Genomic DNA, 3,601 nt, shown 5'->3' with positions numbered 1-3,601 from the left:
GGCTGGAGCCCCAGCCGTAGTTGCTGCCGGCCAGCAGCACATCGGTGCCGGCAAAGGCCGGCTGGTTGAGCACGAAGTCGGGCCGTGGCTGGCCCGCGCCGTCGAAGCGCAGGTCGTACAGCAGGCCCGGTGCCAGGCCCGACTTGTCGATGCCGCGCAGGAACTGCTTGGGCATGATCTGGTCGGTATCGAGGTTGGCGATGTCGAGCAGGGCCGCCTGGCCGCGCACGGTGGTGTTGGTGTTGTCGGCGGTCATGCAGTCACCTCCAAAGTCCTTACGTCCGTGATGCAGCCGGTGATGGCGGCGGCGGCGGCCATGGCCGGGCTCATCAGGTGGGTGATGGCGCCGCGGCCCTGGCGGCCCTCGAAATTGCGGTTGGTGGTGGAGGCGCAGCGCTGGCCGGGGGCCAGCACGTCGTCGTTCATGGCCAGGCACATGGAGCAGCCGGGCTGGCGCCACTCGAAGCCGGCCGCCACCAGGCGTGCGGCAATGCCTTCGGCCTCGGCCTGGGCCTTCACGGCGCCCGAGCCGGGCACGACCATGGCGCGCACGCCGCTGGCCACGTGGCGGCTGCCGATGATGCGGTCCACCTCGCGCAGGTCCTCGATGCGCGCATTGGTGCACGAGCCGATGAACACATGCTGCACCGGCACGCCCGCCAGCGGCTGCCCTGCCGCCAAGGCCGTGTAGCGCAGGGCCTGCTCGGCGCTGCTGCGCTGCACGGCGTCGGTGATGTCCTCGGGCCGGGGCACGGTGGCGTTGATGGCCATGGCCTGGTCGGGGCTGGTGCCCCAGGTGACGAAGGGGGCCACGCCGCTGGCGTCGAACACATGCTCCACGTCGAACACGGCGCCCGCGTCGCTGCCCAGCGTGGCCCAGTGGGCCAGGGCCTGCGTGCGCACGTCGCCGGTGATGTCGGGGGCCTTGGCCTGCACATAGTCGATGGCCGTAGCGTCGGGGGCGATCAGCGCGCCGCGGGCGCCCGCCTCCACCGCCATGTTGCACAGGGTGAAGCGCGCCTCCACCGACAGGGCACTGATGGCGCTGCCGCAGAACTCCACCACATAGCCGCGCGCGCCCTGGGCGCCGATGCGGCTGATGACCATGAGGATCAGGTCCTTGGCGGTGGTGCCCGTGGGCAGCGTGCCGTCCACGCGGATGCGCATGTCCTTGGCCAGGCGGTAGACCAGGGTCTGGGTGGCCAGCACATGCTCCACCTCGGACGTGCCGATGCCGAAACCCAAGGCGCCCAGCGCCCCATAAGTGGTGGTGTGGCTGTCGCCGCAGATGATGACCATGCCGGGGCGCACCATGCCGTGCTCGGGCGCTACCACGTGCTCGATGCCCTGCAGCGGGTCGTTGGTGTCGAACAGCGGGATGTGGTGGCGGTCGCAGTTGGCCTTGAGGTTGCTGGCCTGCAGCGCCGAGGGCGGGTCCTGGATGGTGCGCCAGCGCACCGGGTGCGTGGGGATGATGTGGCTCACCACCGCCACGTTCTGCCCCGGCACGGGCACGCCGCGCCCGGCCTCGTGCAGGCCGGCGAAGGCCTGGGGGCTGGTGTATTCGTTCATCAGGTGCAGGTCGCAGAACAGCAGCACGTTCTGTTCGTCCAGAACGGCCACGGTGTGCGATGCGACCAGCTTCTGGTACAGCGTCGTGGGGGTGGTCATGGTCATCGGGGGGTTGTCGTTGTGGTGTGCTGCCTTATCGGCCGGCCAGCAGGAAGGGCAGCGCCGCGTCGAGCAGTGCATCGGGCGCTTCCTCGGCGATGTAGTGACCGCAGGGCAGCGCATGGCCGCGCACGTCGGCTGCCACACGCTGCCATTCGGCCAGGGGCTTGAAGCACTGGTGCACCACGCCCTGCTCGCCCCACAAGGCCAGCACCGGCATGGCCAGCTGGCGGCCCGCCTCGCGGTCGGCGCGGTCGTGCACCAGGTCGATGCCGGCGGCGGCGCGGTAGTCCTCGCAGATGCCGTGGGCCGTACCGGGCAGGCCCAGGCAGCGCACATACTCGGCCAGGGCCCGCGGGTCGAACGGGGCCAGGCCCGCGCTGCGCCGGCCCATCACGTCGCGCACGTAGGCAGCGGGGTCGGCCTCGATCAGGCGCTCGGGCAGCGGCGCGGGCTGGATCAAAAAGAACCAGTGCCAGTACGCACGGGCAAAGGCGTTGCTGGTCTGTTCGTACATGGCCAGCGTGGGCGCGATGTCGAGCAGCACCATGCGCTGCACCGCGGCCGGGTGGTCCGCCGCCAGGCGGTGCGCCACGCGGGCGCCGCGGTCGTGGGCCAGCACGGTGAAGCGCGGGTGGCCCAGGTGCTGCATCACGGCCAGCATGTCGGCGGCCATGGTGCGCTTGCTGTACAGGGCATGCTCCGCGTCACCGGCGGGCTTCGCCGAATCGCCATAGCCCCGCAGGTCCGCCAGCACCAGCGTGAAGTGCTGGGCCAGCACCGGCGCCACCTTGTGCCAGATGGCCGAGGTCTGCGGGTGCCCGTGCAGCAGCAGCAGGGCCGGGCCCGTGCCGCCCACCAGCGCGTGGATGTGCTGGCCGTCTGGCGTGGGCACGCGGTACGGGGTAAAGCCTGGGAAGAGCGGGGTCGTCGTGGTCATGGTGTCGTTGGAATTGCGGCGGGGCCTATTCGGCAGTGATGCCCCGTTCCTTGATCAGCTTGGCCCACTGCGGCATCTCCTTCTCGAGCCGCGCACGGGCCTGCTCGGGGGTCGATGGAATGGGGTCGAAGCCGTCCTTGGCCATGCGCTCCTTGAGCGCGGGGGTGTTGAGTGCCTGGTTCAAGGTGGTGTTGAGTTTGTCGACGACCGGCTTGGGCGTGCCGGCTGGCGCGAACACGATGAACCAGGTTTCGAAAGCGTAGCCCGGCAGGCCGGCTTCGGCAATGGTTGGCACGTCGGGCATCAGGGGGGAGCGCTTGGTGCCCGTGACGCCCAGGGCCCGCAGCTTGCCCGCCTGCACATGCGGCTGCGCGGCCGACAGCACCGGAAAGCTCAGCGCCACCTGGCCCGACATGGTGTCGATCATGGCCGGGCCGCCGCCGCGGTAGGGGATGTGCACGATGGGCGTGCCGGCCACGGCCTTGAACAGCTCGGCCGACATGTGGAAGGTGCTGCCCGCCCCGGCCGAGCCATAGGAATACTGCCCCGGCTTGGCCTTGAGCAGCGCGATCAGTTCCTTGAGGTTTTTGGCCGGCAGTGCGTTGTTGACCACCAGCACGTGCTGCGAACTGGCCACCATGCCGATGGGGGCCAAGTCCTTCAGGGTGTCGTAGGGCATCCTGGCCGTGAGGCCGGGGTTGATGGCCAGCGACACGGTCTGCAGGCCGATGGTGTAGCCGTCCGGCGCAGCCTTGGCCACCATGTCCACGCCGATGTTGCCGCCGGCGCCGCCCTTGTTCTCGATGAACAGCGCGCCGCCCAGGGCCTTGCCCCACTCGTCCGTGATGAGGCGCGCCGCGATGTCGGCGCTGCCGCCAGGTGCATAGGGCACCACGAGCTTGATGGCCTTGTTGGGATAGGCAGCGCCCTGGGCCATGGCAGCGGGGGATGCCAGCACGGCCAGCGTGGCGGCAGCCACAGCGGCGGGGG

General features: G+C 70.3%; 3 protein-coding genes and 1 pseudogene. All 4 read right to left on the bottom strand.

What is annotated here, in order from left to right; translation table 11 throughout:
• Nucleotides 1-256 (bottom strand): annotated as a pseudogene (locus PMI14_RS00875) (3-isopropylmalate dehydratase small subunit); the annotation flags it as partial.
• Nucleotides 253-1,671 (bottom strand): 3-isopropylmalate dehydratase large subunit, encoded by a 1,419-nt coding sequence (gene leuC / locus PMI14_RS00870; RefSeq protein ID WP_035201864.1) that lies wholly within the window; start codon nt 1,669-1,671, stop codon nt 253-255. The pseudogene PMI14_RS00875 and the gene leuC, both read right to left, overlap by 4 nt.
• Before the next feature lie 34 nt (nt 1,672-1,705).
• Nucleotides 1,706-2,611: an alpha/beta fold hydrolase gene (locus tag PMI14_RS00865; RefSeq protein ID WP_007848125.1), complete on the bottom strand. Its 906-nt coding sequence runs from the start codon at nt 2,609-2,611 to the stop codon at nt 1,706-1,708.
• A gap of 25 nt (nt 2,612-2,636) precedes the next feature.
• Complete coding sequence (locus tag PMI14_RS00860; RefSeq protein ID WP_081497238.1) at nt 2,637-3,590, bottom strand: tripartite tricarboxylate transporter substrate binding protein; 954 nt, start codon at nt 3,588-3,590, stop codon at nt 2,637-2,639.
• Nucleotides 3,591-3,601 lie beyond the last annotated feature (11 nt).

Origin of the sequence: Acidovorax sp. CF316, assembly GCF_000276605.1 — a bacterium.
In the GTDB taxonomy this organism is placed as follows: Bacteria; Pseudomonadota; Gammaproteobacteria; order Burkholderiales; family Burkholderiaceae_C; genus Acidovorax.
This window is presented reverse-complemented; position numbering and strand designations above follow the sequence as displayed.

Coding starts and splice junctions, on each gene's coding strand:
- leuC (WP_035201864.1), bottom strand. CDS start 1,671: ATGACCACCCCCACGACGCTGTACCAGAAGCTGGTCGCATCGCACACC.
- PMI14_RS00865 (WP_007848125.1), bottom strand. CDS start 2,611: ATGACCACGACGACCCCGCTCTTCCCAGGCTTTACCCCGTACCGCGTG.